This is a genomic window from Rhizobium sp. BR 249 (assembly GCF_047445895.1).
Lineage (GTDB): Bacteria > Pseudomonadota > Alphaproteobacteria > Rhizobiales > Rhizobiaceae > Rhizobium.
The window spans coordinates 368,767-393,485 of record NZ_JARWKX010000001.1; the positions used below are offsets into that span (position 1 = coordinate 368,767).

Annotated in this window: 26 protein-coding genes, 1 tRNA gene and 1 pseudogene; 16 read left to right on the top strand and 12 right to left on the bottom strand. The window is 62.3% G+C overall.

From position 1 onward, the window contains the following. Positions 1–75: 75 nt before the first annotated feature. Both QD408_RS01875 and QD408_RS01880 read right to left on the bottom strand, forming a co-directional pair. Positions 76–1,068: a BMP family lipoprotein gene (locus QD408_RS01875; protein WP_004673552.1), complete on the bottom strand. Its 993-nt coding sequence runs from the start codon at positions 1,066–1,068 to the stop codon at positions 76–78. A gap of 316 nt (positions 1,069–1,384) precedes the next feature. Then, positions 1,385–1,702 (bottom strand): hypothetical protein, encoded by a 318-nt coding sequence (locus QD408_RS01880; RefSeq protein WP_088684334.1) that lies wholly within the window; start codon positions 1,700–1,702, stop codon positions 1,385–1,387. A 230-nt stretch (positions 1,703–1,932) separates the two neighbouring features. Here QD408_RS01880 and QD408_RS01885 point away from each other — a divergent pair. Further along, positions 1,933–2,022: transfer RNA gene (locus tag QD408_RS01885), tRNA-Ser, on the top strand. A 32-nt stretch (positions 2,023–2,054) separates the two neighbouring features. Here the strand turns inward: QD408_RS01885 and QD408_RS01890 are convergent. Both QD408_RS01890 and QD408_RS01895 read right to left on the bottom strand, forming a co-directional pair. Next, positions 2,055–2,344, bottom strand: a pseudogene (locus QD408_RS01890) (type II toxin-antitoxin system RelE/ParE family toxin). A gap of 2 nt (positions 2,345–2,346) precedes the next feature. After that, a complete protein-coding gene (locus QD408_RS01895; protein ID WP_414138154.1) occupies positions 2,347–2,598 on the bottom strand; it encodes a type II toxin-antitoxin system ParD family antitoxin in 252 nt (83 codons plus the stop codon). A gap of 222 nt (positions 2,599–2,820) precedes the next feature. On the opposite strand from QD408_RS01895, the gene QD408_RS01900 reads away from it, so the two are divergent. Together QD408_RS01900 and QD408_RS01905 are read left to right on the top strand one after the other, a co-directional pair. Continuing rightward, on the top strand, positions 2,821–3,030 hold the full coding sequence (locus QD408_RS01900) for a KTSC domain-containing protein (RefSeq protein ID WP_028758181.1): 210 nt from the start codon (positions 2,821–2,823) through the stop codon (positions 3,028–3,030). Between the two features lie 373 nt (positions 3,031–3,403). Then, positions 3,404–3,643 carry a CrpP-related protein gene (locus tag QD408_RS01905; protein WP_088684598.1) on the top strand — a complete coding sequence of 80 codons (240 nt, stop codon included), beginning with the start codon at positions 3,404–3,406 and terminating at the stop codon, positions 3,641–3,643. Here the strand turns inward: QD408_RS01905 and pncB are convergent. From pncB to QD408_RS01940, 7 genes are all read right to left on the bottom strand, one after another. Continuing rightward, on the bottom strand, positions 3,625–4,929 hold the full coding sequence (pncB, locus tag QD408_RS01910) for a nicotinate phosphoribosyltransferase (RefSeq protein WP_088684331.1): 1,305 nt from the start codon (positions 4,927–4,929) through the stop codon (positions 3,625–3,627). The two genes, QD408_RS01905 and pncB, sit on opposite strands and share 19 nt — an antisense overlap. Before the next feature lie 186 nt (positions 4,930–5,115). Further along, complete coding sequence (locus QD408_RS01915) at positions 5,116–5,469, bottom strand: hypothetical protein (RefSeq protein WP_414138155.1); 354 nt, start codon at positions 5,467–5,469, stop codon at positions 5,116–5,118. An 86-nt stretch (positions 5,470–5,555) separates the two neighbouring features. Next, positions 5,556–6,515: a 2-hydroxyacid dehydrogenase gene (locus QD408_RS01920; protein WP_414138156.1), complete on the bottom strand. Its 960-nt coding sequence runs from the start codon at positions 6,513–6,515 to the stop codon at positions 5,556–5,558. A gap of 8 nt (positions 6,516–6,523) precedes the next feature. Beyond that, the gene (locus tag QD408_RS01925) at positions 6,524–8,161 is read right to left on the bottom strand and encodes an ABC transporter ATP-binding protein (RefSeq protein WP_414138157.1); all 1,638 of its coding nucleotides are present in this window, start codon (positions 8,159–8,161) and stop codon (positions 6,524–6,526) included. Continuing rightward, positions 8,158–9,306: an ABC transporter permease gene (locus QD408_RS01930; protein WP_088684328.1), complete on the bottom strand. Its 1,149-nt coding sequence runs from the start codon at positions 9,304–9,306 to the stop codon at positions 8,158–8,160. The genes QD408_RS01925 and QD408_RS01930 overlap by 4 nt, the downstream gene beginning before the upstream one ends. Next, positions 9,306–10,394, bottom strand: coding sequence for a microcin C ABC transporter permease YejB (locus tag QD408_RS01935; protein ID WP_414138158.1), 1,089 nt, complete (start codon positions 10,392–10,394; stop codon positions 9,306–9,308). Before QD408_RS01935 ends, QD408_RS01930 begins: the two co-directional genes overlap by 1 nt. A 150-nt stretch (positions 10,395–10,544) precedes the next feature. Then, a complete protein-coding gene (locus tag QD408_RS01940) occupies positions 10,545–12,374 on the bottom strand; it encodes an extracellular solute-binding protein (protein ID WP_414138159.1) in 1,830 nt (609 codons plus the stop codon). Between the two features lie 205 nt (positions 12,375–12,579). On the opposite strand from QD408_RS01940, the gene mepA reads away from it, so the two are divergent. The 6 genes from mepA (at position 12,580) to QD408_RS01970 (ending at position 18,544) form a co-directional block, all read left to right on the top strand. Further along, positions 12,580–13,659: a penicillin-insensitive murein endopeptidase gene (gene mepA / locus QD408_RS01945; RefSeq protein WP_088684325.1), complete on the top strand. Its 1,080-nt coding sequence runs from the start codon at positions 12,580–12,582 to the stop codon at positions 13,657–13,659. A gap of 86 nt (positions 13,660–13,745) precedes the next feature. Next, on the top strand, positions 13,746–14,126 hold the full coding sequence (locus QD408_RS01950) for a methylglyoxal synthase (RefSeq protein WP_088684324.1): 381 nt from the start codon (positions 13,746–13,748) through the stop codon (positions 14,124–14,126). A 17-nt stretch (positions 14,127–14,143) separates the two neighbouring features. Then, positions 14,144–15,169 (top strand): glucokinase, encoded by a 1,026-nt coding sequence (locus tag QD408_RS01955; protein WP_088684323.1) that lies wholly within the window; start codon positions 14,144–14,146, stop codon positions 15,167–15,169. An 86-nt stretch (positions 15,170–15,255) separates the two neighbouring features. Further along, complete coding sequence (locus tag QD408_RS01960; RefSeq protein ID WP_414138160.1) at positions 15,256–17,043, top strand: ABC transporter ATP-binding protein; 1,788 nt, start codon at positions 15,256–15,258, stop codon at positions 17,041–17,043. A 19-nt stretch (positions 17,044–17,062) separates the two neighbouring features. Continuing rightward, positions 17,063–17,887: a 4-hydroxy-tetrahydrodipicolinate reductase gene (gene dapB, locus QD408_RS01965; RefSeq protein WP_414138161.1), complete on the top strand. Its 825-nt coding sequence runs from the start codon at positions 17,063–17,065 to the stop codon at positions 17,885–17,887. 21 nt (positions 17,888–17,908) lie between these two features. Next, the gene (locus tag QD408_RS01970) at positions 17,909–18,544 is read left to right on the top strand and encodes a 2,3-bisphosphoglycerate-dependent phosphoglycerate mutase (protein ID WP_414138162.1); all 636 of its coding nucleotides are present in this window, start codon (positions 17,909–17,911) and stop codon (positions 18,542–18,544) included. A 39-nt stretch (positions 18,545–18,583) separates the two neighbouring features. Here the strand turns inward: QD408_RS01970 and phnF are convergent, their stop codons facing one another. Beyond that, positions 18,584–19,321, bottom strand: a complete 738-nt coding sequence (gene phnF, locus QD408_RS01975) for a phosphonate metabolism transcriptional regulator PhnF (protein ID WP_414138163.1) — start codon at positions 19,319–19,321, stop codon at positions 18,584–18,586. Between the two features lie 149 nt (positions 19,322–19,470). On the opposite strand from phnF, the gene phnG reads away from it, so the two are divergent. Genes phnG through QD408_RS02010 form a run of 7 tightly spaced genes read left to right on the top strand, consistent with a single transcriptional unit; the run spans position 19,471 to position 24,664 of the window. After that, positions 19,471–19,947, top strand: coding sequence for a phosphonate C-P lyase system protein PhnG (phnG, locus tag QD408_RS01980; RefSeq protein WP_414138164.1), 477 nt, complete (start codon positions 19,471–19,473; stop codon positions 19,945–19,947). After that, positions 19,947–20,555, top strand: coding sequence for a phosphonate C-P lyase system protein PhnH (gene phnH / locus QD408_RS01985; protein ID WP_414138165.1), 609 nt, complete (start codon positions 19,947–19,949; stop codon positions 20,553–20,555). Before phnG ends, phnH begins: the two co-directional genes overlap by 1 nt. A 4-nt stretch (positions 20,556–20,559) precedes the next feature. Next, positions 20,560–21,666: a carbon-phosphorus lyase complex subunit PhnI gene (locus tag QD408_RS01990; protein WP_414138166.1), complete on the top strand. Its 1,107-nt coding sequence runs from the start codon at positions 20,560–20,562 to the stop codon at positions 21,664–21,666. Continuing rightward, positions 21,663–22,538, top strand: a complete 876-nt coding sequence (locus QD408_RS01995) for an alpha-D-ribose 1-methylphosphonate 5-phosphate C-P-lyase PhnJ (protein ID WP_414138167.1) — start codon at positions 21,663–21,665, stop codon at positions 22,536–22,538. Before QD408_RS01990 ends, QD408_RS01995 begins: the two co-directional genes overlap by 4 nt. Then, the gene (phnK, locus tag QD408_RS02000) at positions 22,535–23,311 is read left to right on the top strand and encodes a phosphonate C-P lyase system protein PhnK (RefSeq protein WP_414138168.1); all 777 of its coding nucleotides are present in this window, start codon (positions 22,535–22,537) and stop codon (positions 23,309–23,311) included. The genes QD408_RS01995 and phnK overlap by 4 nt, the downstream gene beginning before the upstream one ends. A gap of 31 nt (positions 23,312–23,342) precedes the next feature. Then, positions 23,343–24,050, top strand: a complete 708-nt coding sequence (gene phnL, locus QD408_RS02005) for a phosphonate C-P lyase system protein PhnL (protein WP_414138169.1) — start codon at positions 23,343–23,345, stop codon at positions 24,048–24,050. Further along, complete coding sequence (locus tag QD408_RS02010) at positions 24,047–24,664, top strand: DapH/DapD/GlmU-related protein (protein ID WP_088684312.1); 618 nt, start codon at positions 24,047–24,049, stop codon at positions 24,662–24,664. The genes phnL and QD408_RS02010 overlap by 4 nt, the downstream gene beginning before the upstream one ends. Positions 24,665–24,719: the final 55 nt, after the last annotated feature.

The window sequence follows — 24,719 nt, forward strand, 5'->3', positions numbered from 1 at the left end:
TAAGAAAAGGGCGTATGGCGAAAATCCCCTCCGCCATACGCCCGATCTCAATCGTCGATTACATCAGGGCGCGGATCACTTCGGGCACGCGTTGTCCGAGGTATAATCGTGAACCTTGACGGTTCCTGCAATGATGTCGGCCTTGGCCTTGTCGACGGCAGCCTGCATTTCCGGCGTGATCAGCGACTTGTTGTTGTCGTCGATCGCGGCGCCGACGCCGTCTTCCTTGACGCCGAGCGCCTGGACGCCACCGGTGAACTTGTCGTTCTTGGTGTCGGTATAGGCGTTATAGACGGCGAGATCGACGCGCTTGACCATCGAGGTCAGGACCGAGCCCGGGTGCAGGTGGTTCTGGTTGGAATCGACGCCGATCGAAAGCTTCTTGTTGTCGGCGGCAGTCTGCAGAACGCCGAGGCCGGTAGCGCCGGCTGCCGCGTAAATCACGTCGGCGCCCTGGTCGATCTGGTTCTTGGTGAGTTCACCGCCGCGAACCGGGTCGTTCCAGGCGGCACCCGTGGTACCGGTCATGTTCTGGAACACTTCGATATCGGCCTTGGCGGCGCGCGCGCCCTGCTCATAGCCGCATTCGAACTTCCGGATCAGCGGAATGTCCATGCCGCCGACGAAACCGACCTTGCCGGTCTTGGAGGCCATGCCGGCGAGAATGCCGACGAGATAGGAGCCTTCTTCTTCCTTGTAGACGACGGAGCGGACGTTCGGCTTGTCGACGACGGAGTCGACAATGATGAACTTGGTGTCAGGGAATTCGGCCGCGACCTTCTCGATCGCCGAGGTCCAGGCGAAGGAAACGGCAACCACAGGATTGAAACCGCGGCTTGCGAAGTTGCGGATGGCCTGTTCGCCCTGGGTGTCGCCGGTCGGCTCGAAGTCACGATAGGCGATGCCCGTCTCGGCCTTGAACTTCTCCGCGCCGTTATAGGCCGCTTCGTTGAAAGACTTATCGAACTTCCCGCCGGTGCCGTAAACCAGCGCCGGCTTGACATCGGCGGCAAGCGCCGTCGTCGACATGGCAGCCACGGCAAGGAGGGTGAGAAGGGATTTTTTCATTGTGCAGCCCTGTTGTTGCTATTTGTTAGGGGTCCTCCCGCAAGCCCTTTTCGGACATGTCTGCGGAACCACCGACCTCCCCCCGGAGGCCTGGCTGCGCGCATCCTTGCATGGCTCACGGAAAAATTCACCAGAAATTTTTCGGTTGGTAAAGATTTGCGGCGATTGCCGAAAATCGGTTCTTCGAGACCGATTTTTGGACATCTTGTCCGGCGGAATGCAGATTTTCTAGCCAATCCGGCGGTCGATGTCGAGGTTGGAAAGGCGCTGACGATGCTCCGATTTTTTCATCGGATCGTCCCGGCAAAACGCCCTTCTATGCGATGAAGCGACCGGAGACCTGCGGCTTCTTATAGCCGACCATCCAGAGAAGCAGCGCGATCACCAGGAAAACGGCAAAGGCCGGCTGCAGCATCAGCCATTGGAAGATGAAAGCATAGAAACGCGGGTGAACGTAGTAGGAAAGAGAGGATTGCAGCGAGGTCAGCGTCGCCGGGCTCACATCCTGCCAGGCGTCGGAGATCGGCGTCATCACCACGGCGGAGGCCGCAACCGACTGTATCGAATCGATGGTCCCGGCAATAACGGCTGCCGCAAGCGCGACAAGACTCGCCAGACGCAACAGGAAACGCATCAATCCCTCCGACGCTTCGACATGCCGGACAATTCCGGCAAACCCGCGCCATTCTCCACCTTGAGAATTACATAGTCGTCGATGAGGTGAAGCACAATGGGATGGGCCGAGCGGAGTTTTATCTGAAGAAGTCAAAAAACTGTTAGATTTGGGTTGATCAGGAAAAATTCATCGGTATATATCGCGCCGTTCCGACGATTTGCTCCTCTCCGGGCGCGAACGCCAAAAAAGGACAGGTGGCCGAGTGGTTTAAGGCGCACGCCTGGAACGCGTGTGTACGTGAAAGCGTACCGTGGGTTCGAATCCCACCCTGTCCGCCATTTCGTGCAAAGTTTCCTTCTCCCCGTGAAGCTTAGGAGTCGCCGGCCCAATCCTCGTGCCCATGGCGAATACGAACAATCAGGATGCCCCCGTCGTCTTCGATCATATAGACGACGAGATGGGCCTCGAACGGATGAATGCGCATGCGAGGAGAGATTTCATGCCGTTCAGGCGCCATACGTGGGTTGGCGGCAATCAGATCGAAATGGCATAAAGTTCGTTGTGATAGCGCCGTGCCTGCACTGAGCCGAACAGACGCATGCCTGTTTCGGCAATGCCGACCAAGTCTTCTTCCGCTTCTTCCGTAAGGCGAAAGCCCATCGTCACTTGCCGCGAGAAGCTTCCACGCGCGCACGCGCCGCCTCAAACAGATCGTCTTTCGACCGCGACCCGACGCCGCTCTTCAAGCCTTCATCAACAAAGCGTTGCATAGCGGCGATCTTGTCGTTCCGCTCTTGATCCCTGCGGATCAGGTCACGGACATAATCGCTTGCATTGGCGTAGCGGCCTGTCCGGGTTTGCGCTTCTACCCAGTCTTTCATGGGATCGGGTAATGACACGTTCATAGTCGCCATATCGACCTCCTGGCTGCCAGCATGGCAGGGTTTGGCAAGCCTTGTCAATTTTCGCAAGCTATCCGAAGGCGAAGCGAGAGCATCGGAGCGTGGTGAACAAGGCAGGGATCTTGTCGACACCATAACACATGGAAAATTCCTGAATTTTTACCATGCCGCTTCACCGCGTCTTTGCACGTTTGGGTTTAGGTTCTGTCAAACAAAAAAGCAGAGGTAAAACAGGTGGAAGAACTTTCGGTGAAGTCGAAGATCATCAAATCCGTTTATTTCAGCCAGGACGACGGGCGGCTGAGGATTTGTTTCAAGAACGGCGAGGAGCGTCTGTTCGAGGGCGTTCCCTCCTCGGAAGCCCATGCGATGACGGCGGCACCGTCCCCGGGCCATTATTATCTCGACCGGATCAGGACGCGGTTTCGCAGACTGGCGGCCTGAGCCAGGGGATAGCCGCCAGCCGCGCTGTGAATTGCGTCGGATTGAGACGAAGCCGGTGGATATTGACCGTTGGTTAACTATCGCGGCCATCACAATTGGATCGACATGGCCGGAAAGCGGCACTTTGCCGGCGCTGCCGGCCTTCAGAAGATTCGGCCAGCCGGGAGGCTCGGGGGCGAACCCCAGCCAGGAAGCCGGGCCTCCCCGTCACGCTCAATCCGTTTCGTCAAATCGATCCCAGGCGGAGCCGCAATCGTTTCGAAATAGCGAATTGGGGCTAATCCTGTGAAAAACCGGATTGCTCACATCCGGACTCGACAATGCTTCATTAGCATGATTGCATAAACCCATGGAACGGGAGGCCGGGGTCATGATGTTCGAGAATCTGCTTGAGATGCAGGAGCGCGGCGTGCGCGACCGTGCTCGTGGCCGCAGCCTAGCCGACAATCCGATGTCGAAACCGGATGTGCTGCCGATTACCGACTTCCAGGAATGGTATTCGATGTTCGACGCCTGGCGCTTCGGCTGGTCGATCGAGGACGCCATGGCAGGGCATATCGACGTACCCCGGGATGGCCGCACCTCACCTCGAGCCTATACCAGGACGGTCTGATCGACCCTATCTTCGGCGCCGAAGAATTTCAGGTAGCGTTCGACTTCGGCCGGTTCACCGGTCGCCTTCTGCGGGTTGTCGGAGAGTTTTACCGCCGGTCGGCCGTTGGCGTCGCTGACCTTGCAGACGACGGAGATCGGATTGAGGCCCGATATTTCGGTCGGCGCGCAGCCGGCAAAATCATTCGTCAGGTTCGTGCCCCAGCCGAAGCTCATGCGAACGCGGCCTTCGAAATGCCGGTAGGTGTCGATGATGGCGTCGACATCGAGGCCATCGGAAAAGATCAAGAGCTTCTGGCGCGGATCGCGGCCCATCTTCTTCCACCAGTCGATGATCTTCTCGCCGCCTTCGATCGGCGGCGCGCTGTCCGGGCGGAAGCCGGTCCAGTCGGCCACCCATTCCGGCGCGTCGCGCAGGAAGGCGGCGGTGCCGAAGGCATCCGGCAGGACGATCAGAAGATTGCCGCCATAGAGTTTGTTCCAGTCGCGCAGGATCTTGTAGGGCGCGTTGCGGAGTTGCTCGTCGGTTTCCGCCAGCGCGGCCGCCACCATCGGCAGCTCGTGGGCATTGGTGCCGACGGCCTCGAGATCGGAATCCATCGCCAGCAATACGTTGCTGGTGCCGGTGAAGGCCGGGCCGATGCCTTCCTTCAGCGCCTCGACGCACCAGCGCTGCCAGAGGAAGCTGTGGCGGCGGCGGGTGCCGAAATCGGAGATGCGCAAGCCAGGCAACTCCTTCAGCCGCTCGACCTTGGACCACATCTTCGCCTTGGCGCGGGCATAAAGCACATCGAGGGTGAAGGGGCCGAGCGCCTTCATCGCCGAGCGCGAACGCAGCTCGTTGACGATGGCGAGCGCCGGGATTTCCCACATGGTAGTTTCCTTCCAGGACCCATGGAAATCCAGGACATATTGCCCGTCTTTCTTCGACAGCTCGTATTCCGGGAGCTGGAAGTTGGAAAGCCAGGCCAGGAATTCCGGCTCGAAGATCTGCGCGCGGCCGTAGAAGCTGTTACCCGCAAGCCAGATCATCTCCTTCTTGGAGAGCCTGAGCGTGCGGGCATGATCGAGCTGTTCGCGCAACTCCCCTTCGTCGATCTCCTCGGCCAGGCGCACGCGCTTGGTGCGGTTGATCAGCGTGAAGGAAGCGTTCACATCGGGATAGAGCTTCCAGATCATCTGCAGCATCAGGAGCTTGTAGAAGTCGGTATCGATCAGGCTGCGGATGATCGGATCGAGTTTCCAAGCGTGATTGTAGACGCGTCTTGCGATATCCGTCTTGGCCATGAGATTCCTGCCCCTGTCCACTCCGGTCAGGCGCTGCCAAGTTCCGAGGTGCTTAAGCTCCGGCCGGGCGCACGAAACCGGCTCGTGCGCCTTCTTATCGAAAAATCGGCAGAGAAAGTCCAGACAAAACAATAAGCATCCCGCCGCGGCACGCCGGCGGGATGCGAGAGGTCATCGGCCGAACGCTCATTGGGCAGGTTGGGCAGGCGCCGGCGCGACATTCGGAGCGGCTGGCGTCGTGTTCTGCGTCTCGGTCGGAATCGCATTGCCGTTCTGCAGGCTCGGCGCGGGCGCTGCCTCAGGCTGCTGCGACTGGAGCTGCTGACCGGGCTGTTGCGGCGCCACTTCCTCCGCCTCGCGGTTGCCCCAGATCTCGACGGGAATCCAGACCACGAAAGCAAGCACCAAAGCGGCGAGCAGCACCATCAGGATGCGATAGCCCATCCGCCCCTGCCTTGCCTTCACCGGCGCGATCTGTTCTTCCTTGTGAAGCTTGCCATCGGACTTTTCCCAGCGTGTTTCCGTCTGATGCGCCATCATCGTCTCCTTCCGCTGTTCTGGCGACAATTCCTGCCGCGAAGAATTCCGCAAAGGAAACGGGTGGCCGTCTGGAAGGTTCCGGAGGATCAGTAGCCGACGGCGCGGTCGACCACGAATTGCAGCGGCTCGCCGCGCTCGAAACGGGCAATCTGCGCCTCGACATGACGGAACAGCGCGTTCTCTTCGGAAACGGCCGCATCGTGCGGCGTGATGAAGACGTTCTCCAGCTCCCACAACGGGCTGTCCGAAGCAAGCGGCTCCACCTCGAAGACATCGAGGGAAGCGCCGCCGAGGGTGCCGTCGCGGACGGCTGAGACAATATCGGCCTCGACCTGGCTCTTGCCGCGGCCGGCATTGATGAAGACTGGCCGGCCCAGCGCGCCGTCGCGGCGGAGCTTTTTAAATAGCCCGCTATCATAAAAGCCTGTCGTCTGCGGCGTCAGCGGCAGAAGACCGACGAGGATATCGGTTCTGGCGAGGAAGCCGTCCAGTTCGCCGGCGTCGAAGGTTTCGACGCCGTCGATCTCCTTGCGGGTGCGCGACCAGCCGATGACGTTGAAACCCATCACCTTCAGCTTGGCGACCGCATCCTGGCCGAGAATGCCGAGGCCCATGACGCCGACCGTGACTTCCGCCGCCTCGGGCGCGATCGATTTCCCCCATTCGCGCCGGCGCTGGTGGATGTCATGGGCGTATTGCCCGCGCAGATGCATCAGGCACTGCATGACGACCCATTCGCTCATGCGGGTCGTCAGGCTGCGATCGACGAAGCGGACGATCGGGATTTCGGGCAGACCGTCCATGCCGATGATGTGGTCGACGCCGGCGCCGCCCGAAAAGATCACCTTGAGGTTCGGCGCCCGCTGGAAAAGATCGGCGTCCGGCTTCCAGAGAAGCGCGTATTCCATTTCGCCGAGATCACGCCCGCGATTGGCGGGATCGGCAAGATTGATGCTGCCGCGATCGGCAAAGGCCGTCTTCAGGATGCGGGCGACGCCTTCGGGGTTGAACTTGATGTCGACGAGAACGGGAGGACGTGCGGACATGATCTTCTTTACTGCTTCACGGCGGGCGTCGGCACCGCCTCGATGTTGAACGCGGCGGCCATGAGCGCCTTGGTGTAATCGTCCTTCGGCGCGCGGAAGATTTCAGAGGACGGGCCCTGCTCGACTACCTTGCCGAAACGCATGACGATGACGTCGTTGGCGAGCGCCTTCACCACCTTCAGGTCATGGCTGATGAAGAGATAGGCGAGGTCGTGCTTCTTCTGCAGGTCGCGCAGGAGATCGACCACCTGGGCCTGGACGCTCATGTCGAGCGCGGAGGTCGGCTCGTCGAGCATGACAAAGCGCGGTTTCAGCACCATGGCGCGGGCAATGGCGATGCGCTGACGCTGGCCGCCGGAAAATTCGTGCGGATAACGCCAGCGGGTCAGCGGATCGAGGCCGACTTCCTCCAGCGCCCAGCAGACGCGCTGATCGCGCTCCTCTGCCGTCAGGGATCGCTCGTGCACCTTCAGCCCTTCGGCGATGATATCGCCGACCGACATGCGCGGGCTGAGCGAACCGTAGGGATCCTGGAAGACGATCTGCAACTGGTTGCGCAGCGGCCGCATCTCGCTGAACGAATAGCCTGCTATATCTTTGCCGACAAAAGCGATCTTGCCTTGCGAGGAGATCAGCCGGGTGAGCGCGAGACCCAGCGTGGTCTTGCCGGAACCGGATTCGCCGACGACGCCGAGCGTCTGCCCGGCGCGCAGCGAAAGATCGATACCGTCCACCGCCTTCACGTGATCGACGACGCGGCGCATCAGCCCCGCCTTGATCGGGAACCAGACGCGGATATCGGAACCTTCCATCACCACCGGTTTCGAGGGATCGGCAACCGGCGGCTCGCCGCGCGGCTCGGAGGCGAGGAGGTGTCGGGTATATTCGTGCTTCGGGTTGGCAAAGACGTCCGCGACGGTGCCCGTTTCGACGATCCTGCCCTTGGTCATGACGCAGACACGATCGGCGAATTTGCGCACGATGCCGAGATCATGGGTGATGAACAGCAGCGACATGCCGTGCGCCGTCTTCAACTGCCTGAGCAGTTCGAGGATCTGCGCCTGCACGGTGACGTCGAGCGCCGTGGTCGGCTCGTCGGCGATCAGCAGTTCCGGCCGGTTGGCGAGCGCCATGGCGATCATGACACGCTGGCGCTGGCCGCCTGACAGTTCGTGCGGATAGGCTTTCAACCGCTTCTCCGGCTCGCGGATGCCGACCTGGTTCAACAATTCCAGTACGCGCTCACGCGCTGCTTGGCCGGAGATGCCCTGGTGCAGGGCGAGAATCTCGGCAATCTGCTTTTCGATCGTATGGAGCGGATTGAGCGAAGTCATCGGCTCCTGGAAGATCATGGTGACGTCGTTGCCGCGCACTTCCCGCAACGCCCGCTCCGACGCCTTCAGAAGATCCTTGCCCTTGAACAGGATTTCGCCGGAGGGATGGCTCGCGGAGGGATAGGGCAGAAGCCGCAGGATCGAGTTCGCCGAAACCGACTTGCCGGAACCGGATTCGCCGACGAGCGCCACGACTTCGCCCTTGGCGATATCGAAGGAGATGCGATCGACGGCGAGCGAGGTTTCGCCGCCCTGATGAAAGGCAACCGAGAGATCGCGGACGGAAAGGAGCGGTTCTGTCATATCACTCATTGAAACGTCTTCCTCGGATCGAAGGCGTCGCGCACCGCTTCGCCGATGAAGATCAAAAGGGACAGCATGATCGACATGGCGAAGAAGGCCGTCAGCCCGAGCCAAGGCGCCTGCAGGTTGGACTTGCCCTGGGCGATCATCTCGCCGAGCGAGGGGGAGCCCGGCGGCATGCCGAAGCCGAGGAAATCGAGTGAAGTCAGCGTGGTGATCGAGCCCGAAAGGATGAAGGGCAGGAAGGTCAATGTCGCCACCATGGCGTTCGGCAGAAGGTGGCGCCACATGATGGTGCGGTTGTTGACGCCGAGTGCGCGGGCGGCCCGGACATATTCGAAATTGCGGGCGCGCAGGAACTCGGCGCGCACGACGCCGACGAAGCCGACCCAGGAAAAAAGCAGCATGATGCCGAGCAGCACGAAGAAGCCCGGCGGCAGGATCGCGGCGATGATCAAGAGGATGTAAAGCACCGGCATCGACGACCAGATCTCGATGAAGCGCTGCAGCAGCAGATCGGTCCAGCCGCCGAAATAGCCCTGCACGGCGCCTGCCGTGACGCCGATGATCGCCGAGCAGATGGTGAGCGCCAGGCCGAAGAGCACCGATATGCGAAAGCCGTAGATGACGCGCGCCAGCACGTCGCGGGCCTGGTCGTCGGTGCCGAGCCAGTTGAGATTGCCGAGCGTACAGGCGGGATCGTTCGCCCCTTGCGGATAACCGGAGCAGCGCTCCTCCTTGGTCATCAGCCAGAAGGGGGCGGTCGGCGCCGAATGCGGGATGTTGGAGTTGACCGAGCGGTAGGAATAGCGGATCGGCGGCCAGACCATCCAGCCATTGGCATTGATCTCATCCGATATCACCGAGGAGCGGTAGTCGGTTTCGGCGAGAAAGCCGCCGAACTTTTCCTCGGGATAATCGATCAGCACGGGAAACAGGATCTCGCCCTTGTAGGAGGCGATGATCGGCCGGTCATTGGCGAGGAACTCGGCAAACAGGCTGAGCACGAAGAGCAGCAGGAACAGCCACAAGGACCAGTAACCACGGCCGTTCGCCCGGAAATTCTTCCAGCGGCGGATGTTGGTCGGTGACAGCAGTCCCTTGCGCGGCGGCTTGACGGGGGTTGCGGTGACGGGATTTGCGGCGGTGTCCATCAGACATCCCTCCGCTCGAAATCGATGCGCGGATCGATCCAGGTGTAGATCAGGTCGGAGACCAGGCTGACGACGAGGCCGAGCAGCGAGAAGATGTAGAGGGTCGCAAAGACGATCGGGTAATCCCGGTTGACGACCGAGAGATAGCCGAGGCGGCCGAGGCCATCGAGCGAGAAGATGTTCTCGATCAGCAGCGAGCCGGTGAAGAAAGCGGAGATGAACGCGCCGGGAAAACCGGCGATGATGATCAGCATGGCGTTGCGGAAGACATGGCCGTAGAGCACCTGCCGCTCGTTCAGGCCCTTGGCGCGCGCAGTGACGACATATTGCTTCTTGATCTCCTCGATGAAGGAATTCTTGGTCAGCAGCGTCGTCGTCGCGAAGGCGGCGAGAGAAAGCGAGATCAGCGGCAAAGTGAGATGCCAGAAATAATCGAGCGGCTTCTGCCACCAGGCGAGTTGGTCGAAATTATCGGAGACGAGGCCGCGCAGCGGAAACCAGTCGTAAAAGGAGCCGCCGGCGAACAGCACGATCAGCAGAATGCCGAAGAGGAAGCTCGGGACGGCGTAACCGACGATGATGACGCCTGATGTCCAGACGTCGAAGGTCGATCCGTCCTTCACCGCCTTGCGGATGCCGAGCGGAATGGAGATGGCGTAGGAGAAGATCAGGATCCAGATGCCGAGCGAGATCGAGACCGGCAGTTTTTCCTTGATGAGGTCGAGCACGGAGGTGTTGCGGAAGAAGCTCTCGCCGAAATCGAAGCGGATGTAATTCCACATCATCTCGCCGAAACGCGTCAGTGGCGGCTTGTCAAAGCCGAACTGCTTTTCGAGCTTTGCGATCAGCTCCGGATCAAGGCCCTGGGCGCCACGATATTTCGAACCTTCGTCCCCTCCTCCATCACCCAGCAGGTCGCCGCCGCCCGACAGGCGCTGGTCAGCGCCATCGGCCTGGCCGGTCAATTGGGCGATCACCTGCTCGACGGGACCACCCGGGGCGAATTGAATGACGATGAAGGAAATCGCCATGATGCCGACGATGGTCGGGATCATCAGAAGCAGGCGGCGAATGACATAGGCGCCCATCAGCCTTCAGCCTCCGGAAATCTTCTTCTCGTCTGCCTGCCGTCCAGTCCAATGCCGCTCAATCCGTCAGCCTTCCCTTGCCGGCCTTGCCGGCTTGTCGTGATTCGCTTGTGCCATTTGGAGCCGAGGCCCCCTGCAATGCAAGCCCGCTCATTTCACCGAGGTCGACCACCAGGTTTCCGGAAAGCCGAGGCTATAGGCGGGGAATTCGGGTTGATGCGTGACCGTGTTCCAATAGACGATGTTGTACGTACCGCGATAGAACAGCGGGATGACGTAGTGGTTTGCAAGCAATACCCGGTCCATCGCCTTGATCGCAGCGACCTGTTCATCGCGGTTCGGCGCGAAGATGATCATGCGGATGAGTTCGTCGACGGCCGGATTGGCAATGCCGGCATAATTGTGGGACCCCTGCTGGTTGACCGAACCGGATCCCCAATAATCGCCCTGTTCGTTGCCAGGATTCATGCTCTGCGCCCAGACATTCCAGATCATGTCATAGTCGAAGCTGCGTTCGCGATTGACAGCTTGCGATGCATCGACCGTGCGCACCCGCGCATCTATGCCGATTTTCCTGAGATTATTGGCATAGGGCACCGCCCAGCGCTCCAGCATCGGGCTCGACAACAGGATCTCGAAGCTCATCGGCTGGCCGGTCTTGGTATTGACCATGCGATTGTTCTTGATCTCCCAGCCCGCTTCTTTCAGCAGCGCAATCGCCTTGCGGAGGTTGTCGCGGCTTTTCTGAGGGTCGCCGCCGACGGGGTTGGTGTACGGCGTCGTGAAGACCTCGGGCGGAACCTTGTCCTTCATGCCCTGCAGTATTTCCAGCTCGCGCCCCTGCGGCAGGCCGGAGGAGGCGAGTTCGGTGTTCCAGAAGTAGCTGTCGATGCGCTTGTAGCTGTTGAAAGCGACCGTGCGGTTCAGTTCCTCGAAGTCGAAACCGTAGTTCAGCGCCTCACGGACCCGCTCGTCCTTAAAGAGGTCGCGCCGCATATTCGGCACGAGAGCCTGCATGATGCCGGTGGATCGCAGCGGATTTGCAATCTCTTCCTTCTTGATGCGTCCTTCCTTCATGGCGGGGAAATCATATCCCGTCGCCCAGCGGGCAGCCGTCGTCTCCTGCCAGTAGTCGCTATTGCCGGCGCGAAACGCTTCGAACTCGACGTCCCGGTCCCCGAAATAGGTATAGAGGACGTTGCGGAAATTATTCTGGCCGACATTCACGTTGAGGTCTTTGCCCCAATAGTCGTCACGCAGTTCATAACGGATCGTCGCGCCGGGCGAAAAGGATGCGATCTTGTAAGGTCCCGAACCCATGACCGGCTCGAGCGTCGTCTTTGAGATGTCGCGCGGCTTGCCGTCCGGTCCCTGTCCCTCCCACCAATGTTTCGGCACGACCACCAACTGGCCGAGAATATTCGGGAGCTCCCGATTGTTCTTTTCGTCGAAGGTGAAGGTGACATCGCGGTCGCCGGTCTTTTCGGCCTTTACCACGTGGCGATAATAGTTCGCGTTGACGGGATTGAGTTCCTTGCTCTTATCAAGGCTGAAGATGACGTCCTCGGGCGTTACCGGCTGACCATCCGGCCATTTCGCTTCCTTGCGCAGGCGAAAGGTCGCGCTCGAGACGTCGGCGGGAAAGGACAGCCCTTCGGCAAGCAGGCCGTAGGAGACAAGCAGCTCGTCATCCGCCGCCTTCATCAGTGTGTCGTATACGAGCGCCAGGCCAACCGCGATCTGGCCCTTGGCAAGCAGCGGGTTGAAGGTGTCGAAGGCGCCGCTGGCAGAAAGGCGCAGGTCTCCACCTTTCGGGGCATTGGGATTGACATAATCGAAATGCGCAAAGCCCGGCTTGTACTTCATCTCCGTGATGACCGAGCTTCCGATCTGGAACGGCTGCTCCTCAGCCGTTGCCATCAACGGCGCCAGAGCACAGCCAAGTGACAGAAACAGACCGATCTTCGACCACAATGCCATTCACACTTCCCCTTAATATTGATGGATTCGACAATACGGAAAATACCGGCGAAAAACAGGAGAGAGTTTGGTTTTTACCGGGCTCGCGGAATTTTGACCTTTCGGCTCGCATCAGCGCGGTGATCCCACGCCCGTCAAAACATCGATTCACCAAAATCACTTTTCACGATAGATTCGGACCAAATCACTTTCGCAAGGGAACGGCATGGCTTTCGGCTTCGCTCAGGCTTTCAGGACATTCGGCAAACTGGCGCTCGCCGGCGCGATCGGCGCAAGCCTTGCGGCCGGCGACGTCGGCGCGGAGCAGAAGACGCCGAGCCCGGGCAGCGCCAAGGCGCTTTTCGGCGGCGCCAGCCTGCCGACGCAAGGGCCGGCGCAGCCGATCGGCTTCTATGCGAAAGGCTGCATGACCGGCGCGATGGCGCTGCCGACGGATGGGCCGACCTGGCAGGCGATGCGGCTTTCGCGCAACCGCCGCTGGGGCAACCCGGCGATGATCGCGCTCTTGGAACGGTTTTCTCAGGATGCCGTCAGATATGCCGGCTGGCCGGGCATCCTGGTCGGCGATATCGCGCAGCCGCGCGGCGGGCCGATGCTCAACGGTCACTCTTCGCATCAGATCGGCCTCGATGCCGATATCTGGTTCACCCCGATGCCCGCGCGCAGCATGACGGCGAAGGAGCGCGAGGATCTACCCTTCACCAGCATGCTGCAGAAGAACAAGTTCCTCACGGTCAATCCCAAAGTATGGACGGAATCGCGCGCCCGGCTTTTGATGCTGGCGGCAAGCTACCCCGAAGTTGAGCGCATTTTCGTCAACCCGGCGATCAAGAAGAAGATGTGCGACACCTGGACGGGCGATCGCACCAACCTCGGCAAGCTTCGGCCGATATACGGCCACGACTCGCACTTCCACATCCGCATGAAGTGCCCGCCCGGTGCTGCCGGCTGCACGCCGCAAGCCCCGGTCGCCTCGGGAGACGGCTGCGACAAGTCGCTCGCCTACTGGTTTACGCCGGCCCCCTGGGCGCCGGCGAAACCGCCCAAGCCCGGCGCCAAGCCGCCAAAGCCACCGCGCGAGGTGATGGTCTCCGACCTGCCGAAGGCCTGCGCCGCCGTGCTCGATGCCGCTTCCGTCGCCTCCATGCAGGCCGCCACCTATGGCGCGCCTTCCGCCGCGAGCGCGCTCGTCGCATCCCCTGCCACGGCACCGGCCGCCGACGCGGAGGAGGATATGCTGCCGGATGTCGGGCCGCTTCCGAACGACAAGCCGACGATCCAATGAGGCGCCGGCTGGCTGTCTTTCAAATCGCAAATTCTTGGTATAGAAGCGTTCAAATCGATTGAATTGTTCGGGCGGAGATTGGCTTCATGGCCGGCGGCAAATGCCTTGCATTGATTGCGCATGACCAGAAGAAGGACGATATGGCGGAATTCGCCCGCGCCAACAGGGACGTCCTTTCCCGCTGGAAGATCGTCGCTACCGGCACAACAGGCGGACGCGTGCTCGATGCCGCTCCCGACCTCAGCGTCACCAGACTGAAAAGCGGGCCGCTCGGCGGCGACCAGCAGATCGGCGCGCTGATCTCGACCGGCGAGGTCGACGCCCTGATTTTCTTCGTCGATCCGCTGACGCCGATGCCGCATGATGTCGACGTGAAGGCGCTGATGCGGCTCGCTATCGTCTACGACATTCCGATGGCGCTCAACCACGCGACCGCTATAAAGCTCCTTCCCACACTCGAAGCCTGATCAGCACGGAACCGGCCATGCCAAAACCGAACCACAGCACCGCTCCGCTTCCCTTTCCGATCCTCATCGGCGACATCGGCGGCACGAATGCCCGCTTCTCCATCCTGACGGATGCCTATGCCGAGCCGAAGCAGTTTCCGAACGTGCGCACGGCGGATTTCGCCACGATCGACGAAGCGATCCAAAAGGGCGTGCTCGACAAGACGGCGGTCCAGCCGCGCTCGGCGATCCTCGCCGTCGCCGGCCCGATCAACGACGACGAGATTCCCCTGACCAACTGCGACTGGGTGGTACGGCCGAAAACGATGATCGAAGGCCTCGGCATGGAGGACGTGCTCGTCGTCAACGATTTCGAGGCGCAGGCGCTGGCGATCGCCGCCCTTTCGGATGAAAACCGCGAACGCATCGGCAGCGCCACCGGCGACATGATCGCCTCGCGCGTCGTGCTCGGGCCTGGCACCGGCCTCGGCGTCGGCGGACTCGTGCACGCCCAGCACAGCTGGATTCCGGTTCCCGGCGAAGGCGGCCACATCGATCTCGGGCCGCGCAGCAAACGCGACTATGAACTCTTCCCGCATATCGAGACGATCGAAGGCCGCGTCTCGGCCGAGCAGATCCTGTGCGGGCGCGGCCTCGTCAACCTCTACAATGCCATCTGCGTGGTCGACGGCATCCAGCCGACGATGAAAGATCCGGCCGACATCACCTCGCACGCGCTTGCCGGCAGCGACAAGGCCGCCGTCGAGACCGTTTCGCTGTTTGCCACCTATCTCGGCCGCGTGGCCGGCGACATGGCGATGGTGTTCATGGCGCGCGGCGGCGTCTATCTGTCCGGCGGCATCTCGCAGAAGATCCTCCCGGCGCTGAAGAAGCCGGAATTCCGGCAGGCCTTCGAGGACAAGGCGCCGCACAGCGCGCTGCTTCGCACCATCCCGACCTATGTGGTGACGCATCCGCTGGCAGCGCTCGCCGGGCTTTCCTCCTATGCGCGCATGCCCGCCAATTTCGGCGTATCGACGGAAGGCCGCCGCTGGCGGCGCTAGCCAAACCAGTCCCAACTCTTTATAGAGCCGGCGAAAGTGCGCGCCACGTTAACGACGCGCTCAGTCTCGGACAGGAAGCTTGATATTTGGAAGTCGGGGAAAGCAGAACGCAGAGCGTCAGCAGCGATACCGTGACCGGTATCCTGAAACGCATCATCGCTGAAAACGGCCGCGACCATCTCTGGGGCTATGTCTTCGCGATCGCCTGCCTCATCGTGGTGGCGCTTTCGACGGCGTTTACCGCCTGGATCATGCGGGCGATCATCGACGAGGCCTTCGCCAACCGCCGCGCCGACGTCGTCTGGATCATCTGTCTTTCAATCTTCGTCGCCTTCGTGCTGCGCGGCTTTGCAAGCTACGGCCAGGCCGTGGCGCTTTCCAAGGTCGGCAACAATATCGTCGCGCGTTACCAGCGCCGGCTCTATGCGCATCTCATGACGCTTTCGGTCGGCTTCTTCAGCGAGGCGCGCTCGGCCCATATCGCGGCGCAGGTGAGCCAGAACGTCAGCGGCATCCGCGACGTGCTCAACCTGACGATCACCTCGACGGTGCGCGATCTCCTGACCTTCGTTTCGCTGATCGGCGTGATGGTCCTCCAGGACCCGCTGCTGAGCCTCGCCGTGTTCGTCATGGCGCCGCCGCTGCTCTACGCGCTGCGTTACGTTTCCAAGCGGCTGCGCTCGGCGACCCGCGAGGCCGTGCATCTGAACAGCCACGTGCTCGGGGCCATGCAGGAGACGATCCAGGGCATTGCCATCGTCAAAGCCTTCACGATGGAAGATGAGCTGGAGAACAAGGTCAACAAGCTCATCACGGCCGCCGAAAACCGGGCGAACCGGATTGCCCGGCTTTCCGAGCGCACCTCGCCGCTGACGGAGAGCTTCGCGGGTTTTGCCGTCGCCAGCGTGCTTGCCTATGCCGCCTATCGTTCGATCTATTACAATGTGGCCCCGGGCGCCTTCTTCTCCTTCGTGACGGCGCTGCTGCTTGCCTACGATCCGGCCCGGCGCCTCGCCCGCCTGCAGGTGCAGATGGAACGCGCCGTCGTCAATGCGCGGATGATCTACGAATTGCTCGACATGGAGCCGCGCCAGCGCGACCTGCCGGACGCCCAGCCGCTGACGGTGACGCAGGCGCGCATCGAATTCCGCAATGTTTCCTTCGCCTATGGCAATGAAAGCGTGCTCAGCGGCGTCAGCTTCGTCGCCGAGGGCGGAGCGACCACGGCGCTCGTCGGCCCCTCGGGCGCTGGCAAATCCACCGTCATCAGCCTCATTCCGCGTTTCTACGATCCGCGCGAAGGCGAGATCCTGATCGACGGACAGGATATCGCCCACATCACCAAGAAGTCACTGCGCCAGCAGCTCGCCTACGTCTCGCAGCAGCCCTACCTGTTCGAGGGCACGATCCGCGACAATATCCGCTACGGCCGGCCGGAAGCGACCGATGCCGAGGTGGAGGCGGCGGCCCGGCTCGCCTATGCGCATGATTTCATCTCGGCTCAGCCGCAGGGTTACGATACGCCGGTCGGCGAAAACGGCGTGACGCTTTCGGGCGGCCAGCGCCAGCGGCTCTCGATCGCGCGCGCGCTGGTGCGCAACGCGCCGATCCTGCTTCTCGACGAGGCGACGTCGGCCCTCGACACCGAATCCGAGGCCGCCGTGCAGAAAGCGCTCGACGAGGCGATGACCGGGCGCACCGTCGTCGTCATCGCCCACCGGCTTTCGACCGTGGTGCGCGCCGACAAGATCGTCGTCATGCAGCAGGGCCGGGTCGTCGAGGAAGGCAATCACGAGACGCTTGCGAAGGTGAGCGACGGTCTTTACGCTCGCCTCAACAACCTGCAGAGGCCTTCGGCCTCGGATTCAAACTGACCTGATACGAGAGACCGAGATGAGCGATGCTGCGATGAAACTGGTGGTGGTCGGCGCAGCGGGGCGCATGGGCCAGACGCTGATCCGGCTCATTCATTCCATGGAAGGCGTGACGCTGCATGCCGCGGTCGAGCGTACCGGCTCGCCCTTCATCGGCAAGGATGCCGGCGAGATCGCCGGCCTTGGGCCGACCGGCATCATCATCGGCGACGATCCGCTCCAGGCCTTTTTGCATGCCGAAGGCGTGCTCGACTTCACCTCGCCGGCCGCAACCGTGGAATTTTCCGGGCTCGCCGCGCAGGCCCGCATCGTCCATGTCGTCGGCACGACCGGCTGTTCGGCAGACGAAAGTGCCAGGATCGCTGCGGCGGCCCGTCATGCCCGCATCGTCAAGTCGGGCAATATGAGCCTCGGCGTCAATCTGCTCAGCGTGCTGGCCGAGCAGGCGGCGCGGGCGCTCGATCCCGTTGATTGGGACATCGAAATCCTGGAAATGCACCACAAACATAAAGTGGATGCGCCGTCCGGCACCGCGCTTCTCCTAGGCGAGGCCGCAGCCAAAGGCCGCAATATCGATCTCGCCTCGAAATCGGTGAGGGTCCGCGACGGCCATACCGGCGCCCGCGAGGCGGGCACGATCGGCTTTGCGACGCTGCGCGGCGGCTCCGTCATCGGCGAACATTCCGTGCTTTTCGCCGGAGAAGGCGAAATCGTCACACTGTCGCACAGCGCCGCCGACCGCTCGATCTTCGCGCGCGGCGCCATCAAGGCCGCACTCTGGGCGCGCGACAAGAAGCCGGGTTTCTATTCCATGCTCGACGTGCTCGGGCTTTCTTCCCAATAACGACATATCGGAGGCATATTCATGAGCGGTACCCTCGTCCTCGTTCGCCACGGCCAGAGCGACTGGAACCTGAAGAATCTCTTCACCGGCTGGAAGGACCCGGATCTGACGGAGCTCGGCATCCAGGAAGCCAAGGCCGGCGGCGCCGCACTTGCCGAATACGGGATCAAATTCGACGTCGCCTACACCTCCGCACTCGTGCGCGCCCAGCACACGCTGAAGCTCATCCTCGACAAGGTCGGCCAGCCCGATCTCGAGACGATCCGCGACCAGGCGCTGAACGAGCGTGACTACGGCGACCTCTCCGGCCTCAACAAGGACGATGCGCGCGCCAAATGGGGCGAGGAACAGGTGCATATCTGGCGCCGTTCCTACGACGTGCCGCCTCCGGGCGGGGAAAGCCTGCGCGACACCGGCGCCCGCGTCTGGCCTTACTACCTCACCGAGATCCTGCCGCGCGTGCTGCGCGGTGAGAAGGTGCTGGTCGCAGCGCACGGCAACTCGCTGCGCTCGCTGGTCATGGTGCTCGACAAGCTGAGCAAGGAAGGTATCCTTGCCCTCAACCTCGCGACCGGCGTCCCGATGGTTTACAAGCTGAAGGCCGATTCCACCGTCGCTTCCAAGGAAGTGCTCGGGGACATGTCCGGCGCACATTGAATCCAGTGGCCTTCCCTGTCCCGACGGGGAAGGCTGCCTTCAATTCTCGATGGTGAATTGCACCCGGTCGGCCGCAAAGCGGCTGATGGAATATTGCACCGGTACACCTTCGAGATCGGTATTCATCGCCTTGGCGATCAGCAGGATCGCGCCGGGGGTGAGTTCCAGGTCGGCGAGATCCGCCGTGCCCGCATGGGCGGCCGTCACCTCGGTCGTGGCCCTGATATAGTCCGACAGGCCGAGTTCGGCGAAAGCCTTGGTGATCGATTCGTGCTTTCGGTAGGCTTGGCCGATCCCGGCGAAGCGTTCGGCGGGAAACCAGCTCGTCGCCTTTGAAACCGGCCGCCTGTCGGCATGGCGCAAGGTTTCCAGCCGGATTACCTGCTCGCCCTGTTTCAGGCCCAGCCAGCGGGCGACGTCGGCGCTCGCCTCTTCCTGCGCCTCATCGAGCAGAAGACCGCGCATCTCACGCGCCTGATCGCCGATGCCGGCGGTGAAGCGCGTGCGCCGGCTGATCGGGAAATTCAGCCGCTCCTTGCGCTCGATCAGCGTGCCGCGACCCTGTACCGCGCGCACGATTCCCTCCTGCGCCAGCGCCGCCAGCGCACTGCGCACCGTATGCCGGTTGACGCCGAATTGCAGCGCCAGCACCGTTTCCGGCGGCACCATTCCCGTTTCATCATAGGCACCGTTGCCGATCGCCTCGCGAATGCGATCGGCGATCTGACGCCAGAGCGCCACGCCCGTTTGCCTCTGCACCTGCTTCAGCCCTGCCATTCAGCCTGCCCTGTCTTTTCAAGTTTTGCGCATCGCGTCCGAGGGACGCACGATGCGCTGGATGTCACACGCTTGTCACGACACCGATTTAAGGCTAGGTATAGCTTGTATGGTTGTATATATCAATAGACATTTTGAGGAAAGCGGCGATGATATCAGCGGACAGGAAAGACGCTGCGTCACAGACGGTATCCGGGCGCAAACGCGCCGCCGATCTGCTGGCGCGCGCGGAACGCAGCGAACTCCAGGCGGCCTGGGATGCATTGCCGCAAAAGCCCGTGGCGTTTCCGGTGCGCGGGCCGGAAACCGGGCTCGTGATGGTGCGCGGCCGCATCGGCGGCGGCGGAGCCCCCTTCAATCTCGGCGAGGTGACGGTGACGCGCGCGACGATGCGGCTCGAGTCCGGCTGCATCGGCCATGCGCAGGCGCTCGGCACCGACCGAGAGAAGGCCCGTCTTGCGGCGATCTTCGACGCGCTCTGGCAGGAGGATGCGACAAGGCACTTCGTCGAACAGGCGCTGCTTTCGCCGATCACTGAACGGATCGCCGCCACCGAGCGCCGCAAGGCGGACGAGACGGCCGCGACCCGCGTCGATTTCTTCACCATGGTACGGGGAGACAACTGATGGGCCTCACGACGGAAGCCTTGACCGGCGGCTTTGCCGACCCGGTTTTCCATGCGCAGAGCGTCTTCAAGATGCTGATGGACGGCATGGCCCGCCCCGGCACCATTCAGAGCGTCGAGCCCGATATCGATCCGCCGGCGCCGCTCGGCATTGCCGCCGGCACGATCGCACTCACCCTTTGCGACCACGACACGCCTGTCTGGCTTACCTCGGGACTGGCGAAATCCGCCGTGCCGGAGTGGCTCGGCTTCCACACCGGCGCTCCGGTGATCCAGGAAAAGGCGGATGCGCGCTTTGCCTTCATCGAAGCCGGCACCGCGCTTTGTTCCTTCGGCCTCTTCGCATCGGGCACGCAGGAATACCCCGACCGCTCGACGACTGTCGTCATCGAACTTCCCGAACTCGAAGGCGGACGCAGGCTGGCGCTGATGGGTCCGGGTATCCAGAGCGTCACGGAGATCGCGCCGTCCGGCCTGCCGGAGACCTTTCTCAGGCTCTGGACCGAGAACCGCGTGCTCTTTCCGCGCGGCATCGACATCGTGCTGACATCCGGCAAGCGCTTCGTCTGCCTGCCGCGCACCACCAAAATCACAGCAACGGAGATCTGAGCTCATGTATGTTGCCGTCAAAGGTGGCGAGGCCGCCATCGCCAATGCCCACCGGCTGCTTGCCGACCGCCGGCGCGGCGACCGCTCCGTGCCGGCAATCGGCATCGAGCAGATCGTCGAACAGCTCGCCCTCGCCGTCGACCGCGTCATGGCCGAGGCCTCGCTTTTCGACCGCACGCTCGCCGCACTCGCCGTCCGTCAATCGCGCGGCGACATGATCGAGGCGATCTTTCTGCTGCGCGCTTACCGCACGACGCTGCCGCGTTTCGGTTATTCCAAGCCGCTCGATACGGCCGCGATGACGATCGAACGCCGCATCTCGGCGACTTACAAGGATCTGCCGGGCGGCCAGCTGCTTGGCCCCACCTTCGATTATACCCACCGGCTGCTCGATCCCTCGCTGCTTGAGGACGAAGCGGTGGAGGCGCCGGCCCAGCGTCCGGCCGAGACCGGCCGTGTCATGCGCGTCTCCGAGATCCTCGGCGAAGAAGGCCTGATCGAGGCCGACGGCGACATGCCCGAAGACCACGAGATCGGCGACCTCACACGCGAGCCGATGGAATTCCCGATGACCCGCGACCTGCGCCTGCAGGCGCTTTCCCGCGGCGACGAGGGCTTCCTGCTGGCGCTCGGTTATTCCACCCAGCGCGGCTACGGCCGCAACCATCCCTTCACCGGCGAAATCCGCATCGGCGAGGTCGAAGTGGAATTCGACGTGCCGGAGCTCGGTTTCGCCGTCTCGCTCGGCGTCATCCAGGTCACCGAATGCCAGATGGTCAACCAGTTCAAGGGTTCGGCCAAGGCGCCGCCGCAGTTTACCCGCGGCTACGGCCTGGTCTTCGGCCAGAGCGAGCGCAAGGCGATGGCAATGTCGCTTGTCGATCGCGCGCTTCGCGCCGAAGAGCTCGGCGAGGACATTACCGCGCCGGCACAGGACGAGGAATTCGTCATCTCCCATTCCGACAACGTCCAGGCGACGGGCTTCGTCGAGCACCTGAAGCTTCCGCATTATGTGGACTTCCAGGCCGAACTCGATCTCGTCCGCCGCATGCGCCGCGAATTCGAAGCCGCCCGCAGCAGCGGCGAAGACATGAAGGAAGCCGCCGAATGAGCGATCTCGCCAGCTACAACTTCGCCTATCTCGACGAACAGACCAAGCGGATGATCCGCCGCGCCATCCTGAAGGCGATCGCCATCCCTGGCTACCAGGTGCCCTTCGCCAGCAGAGAAATGCCGATGCCCTATGGCTGGGGCACCGGCGGCGTGCAGGTGACGGCCTCGATCATCGGGCCTGACGACGTGCTGAAGGTGATAGACCAGGGCGCCGACGACACGACCAATGCCGTTTCGATCCGCGCCTTCTTCCAGAAGGTCGCCAATGTCGCGGTGACGACGCGCACCAGCGAGGCGACGATCATCCAGACGCGCCACCGCATCCCGGAGGAAAAACTCGGTGAAGGCCAGGTGCTCGTCTACCAGGTGCCGATTCCGGAACCGCTGCGCTTCCTCGAACCGCGCGAGACCGAGACACGCAAGATGCATGCGCTCGAGGAATATGGCCTCATGCATGTGAAGCTCTACGAGGATATCGCCCGCAACGGCCGTATCGCCACGACCTACGCCTATCCGGTCAAGGTGCATGGCCGCTACGTCATGGACCCCTCGCCGACGCCGAAATTCGATAATCCGAAGATGCACAGGTCGGAAGCGCTGCAGCTTTTCGGCGCCGGCCGCGAAAAGCGTATCTATGCCGTGCCGCCCCATACCGATGTCGTCAGCCTGGACTTTGAGGACCATCCCTTCGAGATCCAGCGTTTCGGCAAGCCTTGCGCCCTTTGCGGCGCGGAGGAGGTCTACCTCGATGAGGTCATCCTCGACGACAAGGGCGGGCGCATGTTCGTCTGCTCCGATACCGACCACTGCGAAGATCGCCGCGCACAGGGACATGCCGGCGAAATGCTGGCCCGGGAGGCTGCAGAATGACCGACACACCGCTTCTCAAAGTCAACGACCTCTCGAAATTCTACGGCAATCGCATCGGCTGCCGGAACGTCTCTTTCGAGCTCTGGCCGGGCGAAGTGCTCGCCATCGTCGGCGAATCCGGTTCGGGCAAGACGACGCTGCTCAACTGTATCTCCACCCGGCTGATGCCGAGCACCGGCAGCGTCGAATACCATATGCGCGACGGTAGCTACCGCGACCTCTACCGCATGAACGAGGCAGAGCGCCGCTTCCTGATGCGCACCGACTGGGGTTTCGTGCACCAGAACCCGGCCGACGGGCTGCGCATGACCGTCTCTGCGGGCGCCAATGTCGGTGAACGGCTGATGGCGATCGGCGACCGGCACTACGGCAAGATCCGCTCTACCGCCATCGACTGGCTCGAACGCGTCGAGATCGACGCCGACCGCATCGACGACCAGCCCCGCGCCTTTTCCGGCGGCATGCGCCAGCGCCTGCAGATCGCCCGCAATCTCGTCACCGGCCCGCGCCTCGTCTTCATGGACGAACCCACAGGCGGCCTCGACGTCTCGGTGCAGGCGCGCCTGCTCGATCTCGTGCGCGGTCTCGTCAACGATCTCGGCCTCTCGGCGATCATCGTCACCCATGATCTTGCCGTCGCCCGCCTGCTCTCGCACCGGATGATGGTGATGAAGGACGGCTGCGTCATCGAACAAGGTCTCACCGACCGCGTGCTCGACGATCCGCACGAACCCTACACGCAACTGCTCGTCTCCTCGATCCTGCAGGTCTGAGCCTCGTTAAAAAGCCAGGAAAGAAGAAAGCATGCCCACACCCCTCGTCGTTTCCGAAGTCTCGAAGAGCTTCACCATGCATCTGCGCGACGGCATCAGGCTGCCCGTCGTCTCCGATGTCGCCTTCTCGGTCGCGGCTGGCGAATGCGTCGTGCTCGGCGGCCCCTCGGGCATCGGCAAGAGTTCGCTGCTCAAGATGATCTACGGCAATTATGCCGTCGACACCGGCCAGATCCTCATTCGCCACGACGGGCGCATCGTCGACCTCGCTTCCGCCGATCCGCGCACCGTGCTCAATGTGCGCCGCGATACACTCGGCTATGTCAGCCAGTTCCTGCGCACCGTGCCGCGCGTGGCGGCGATCGACGTGGTGGCCGAGCCGCTCGTCGCGCGCGGCGAAGAAACGGTCGCGGCTCGGGAAAAGGCAGGCGCCCTGCTCGCCAGGCTCAACCTGCCGGAAGCGCTCTGGCAGCTTCCGCCCGCCACCTTCTCCGGCGGCGAGCAGCAGCGCGTCAACATTGCGCGCGGCTTCATCACCGAGCATACGATCCTGCTTCTCGACGAACCCACAGCCTCACTCGACGCGAAAAACCGCGCCGTCGTCGTCGATATGATCGCGGAGAAGAAGAAGGCGGGTGTCGCCCTTCTCGGCATCTTCCACGACGAGGAGGTTCGCGAGGCGGTCGCCGACCGCATCCTCGACGTCCAGCAGTTCTCACCGAGGAAGATCGCCGCATGAGCCGCAAGCTGGGCACCGAGCCCTATTTCCACGAAACGGCTGATGTCAGCCACTCCACCTTCGGGCGCTATACGGAAGTCTCCGAGCGCTGCCGCATCAGCGAGGCCGAGTTCGGCGACTACTCCTACATCATGCAGGATGGCGCCGTCTGGTGCGCGACGATCGGCAAGTTCGTCAATATCGCCGCCGCCGTGCGCATCAACGCCACCAACCATCCGACATGGCGCGCGACACTGCATCATTTCACCTATCGCGCCGCCGACTACTGGCCGGACGGCGACATGGAGACGGACTTCTTCGCCTGGCGGCGCGCAAACCGCGTGACGATCGGCCACGACGTCTGGATCGGGCACGGGGCGACCATCCTGCCGGGCGTCAGCGTCGGCAACGGCGCCGTCATCGGTGCCGGCGCCGTGGTGTCGAAAGACGTCGCACCCTACACGATCGTCGGCGGTGTGCCGGCGAAGCTGATCCGAGAGCGCTTCCCGAAAGAGATCGGTGAACGCATGGACAGGCTTGCCTGGTGGGACTGGGAGCATGATCGTCTGCGCCTGGCTTTGCAGGATTTCCGCAACCTGAGCGCGGAAGATTTTCTGGCGCGCTACGAGGGCTAGATGCTCCCGTCACGGCGCCGGGATTTGTGACGCGACTTACACAAATATGACATTG

Bases quoted from the DNA above. Each gene is read 5' to 3' on its own strand.
- phnH (WP_414138165.1), top strand. From the start codon at position 19,947: ATGGGCCTCACGACGGAAGCCTTGACCGGCGGCTTTGCCGACCCGGTT.
- QD408_RS01970 (WP_414138162.1), top strand. From the start codon at position 17,909: ATGAGCGGTACCCTCGTCCTCGTTCGCCACGGCCAGAGCGACTGGAAC.
- pncB (WP_088684331.1), bottom strand. From the start codon at position 4,929: ATGGCCAAGACGGATATCGCAAGACGCGTCTACAATCACGCTTGGAAA.
- QD408_RS01915 (WP_414138155.1), bottom strand. From the start codon at position 5,469: ATGATGGCGCATCAGACGGAAACACGCTGGGAAAAGTCCGATGGCAAG.
- QD408_RS01920 (WP_414138156.1), bottom strand. From the start codon at position 6,515: ATGTCCGCACGTCCTCCCGTTCTCGTCGACATCAAGTTCAACCCCGAA.
- phnF (WP_414138163.1), bottom strand. From the start codon at position 19,321: ATGGCAGGGCTGAAGCAGGTGCAGAGGCAAACGGGCGTGGCGCTCTGG.
- QD408_RS01895 (WP_414138154.1), bottom strand. From the start codon at position 2,598: ATGGCGACTATGAACGTGTCATTACCCGATCCCATGAAAGACTGGGTA.
- QD408_RS01880 (WP_088684334.1), bottom strand. From the start codon at position 1,702: ATGCGTTTCCTGTTGCGTCTGGCGAGTCTTGTCGCGCTTGCGGCAGCC.
- mepA (WP_088684325.1), top strand. From the start codon at position 12,580: ATGGCTTTCGGCTTCGCTCAGGCTTTCAGGACATTCGGCAAACTGGCG.
- QD408_RS01875 (WP_004673552.1), bottom strand. From the start codon at position 1,068: ATGAAAAAATCCCTTCTCACCCTCCTTGCCGTGGCTGCCATGTCGACG.
- dapB (WP_414138161.1), top strand. From the start codon at position 17,063: ATGAGCGATGCTGCGATGAAACTGGTGGTGGTCGGCGCAGCGGGGCGC.
- QD408_RS01905 (WP_088684598.1), top strand. From the start codon at position 3,404: ATGTTCGAGAATCTGCTTGAGATGCAGGAGCGCGGCGTGCGCGACCGT.
- QD408_RS01950 (WP_088684324.1), top strand. From the start codon at position 13,746: ATGGCCGGCGGCAAATGCCTTGCATTGATTGCGCATGACCAGAAGAAG.
- QD408_RS01930 (WP_088684328.1), bottom strand. From the start codon at position 9,306: ATGGACACCGCCGCAAATCCCGTCACCGCAACCCCCGTCAAGCCGCCG.
- phnG (WP_414138164.1), top strand. From the start codon at position 19,471: ATGATATCAGCGGACAGGAAAGACGCTGCGTCACAGACGGTATCCGGG.
- QD408_RS02010 (WP_088684312.1), top strand. From the start codon at position 24,047: ATGAGCCGCAAGCTGGGCACCGAGCCCTATTTCCACGAAACGGCTGAT.
- QD408_RS01940 (WP_414138159.1), bottom strand. From the start codon at position 12,374: ATGGCATTGTGGTCGAAGATCGGTCTGTTTCTGTCACTTGGCTGTGCT.
- QD408_RS01995 (WP_414138167.1), top strand. From the start codon at position 21,663: ATGAGCGATCTCGCCAGCTACAACTTCGCCTATCTCGACGAACAGACC.
- phnK (WP_414138168.1), top strand. From the start codon at position 22,535: ATGACCGACACACCGCTTCTCAAAGTCAACGACCTCTCGAAATTCTAC.
- QD408_RS01955 (WP_088684323.1), top strand. From the start codon at position 14,144: ATGCCAAAACCGAACCACAGCACCGCTCCGCTTCCCTTTCCGATCCTC.
- phnL (WP_414138169.1), top strand. From the start codon at position 23,343: ATGCCCACACCCCTCGTCGTTTCCGAAGTCTCGAAGAGCTTCACCATG.
- QD408_RS01925 (WP_414138157.1), bottom strand. From the start codon at position 8,161: ATGAGTGATATGACAGAACCGCTCCTTTCCGTCCGCGATCTCTCGGTT.
- QD408_RS01935 (WP_414138158.1), bottom strand. From the start codon at position 10,394: ATGGGCGCCTATGTCATTCGCCGCCTGCTTCTGATGATCCCGACCATC.
- QD408_RS01990 (WP_414138166.1), top strand. From the start codon at position 20,560: ATGTATGTTGCCGTCAAAGGTGGCGAGGCCGCCATCGCCAATGCCCAC.